A 388-nucleotide genomic window follows, 5' to 3' on the forward strand; every position below is an offset into this window, starting at 1 on the left:
GTACAGCACCAGGGTCGCGCCGCCGATCACGCCGTCCGGCACGGTGAACACCAGTGCGCCGAACTTCGGCGAGAACGCCAGCACCACAGCGGTCACGGCGGCCACCCAGTAGGCGGCCGTCGAGTAGACGCGCGTTGCCGCCATCACGCCGATGTTCTCCGCGTAGGTGGTGGTGCCGGAGCCACCGCCGGCACCGGCGAGGGTGGTCGCGAGCCCGTCGGCGATCAACGCGTTGCCGGCCATGTCGTCGAGGTTGCGGCCGGCCATCGCTGCCACCGCCTTGACGTGGCCGACGTTCTCGGCGATCAGCACGATCACGACGGGCAGCGCCAGCGCGATGACCGACCAGTCGAACGACGGCCCGCGCAGGTGTGGCACCCCGATCCGG

Annotated in this window: 1 protein-coding gene; it reads right to left on the reverse strand. The window is 71.1% G+C overall.

The features are described from left to right. A partial coding sequence (locus tag AC1DYG_RS20485) for a solute carrier family 23 protein (RefSeq protein ID WP_477641670.1) occupies positions 1 to 388 on the reverse strand: 388 nt, incomplete at both ends.

It is taken from the genome of Pedococcus sp. P1_H8, assembly GCF_056405175.1.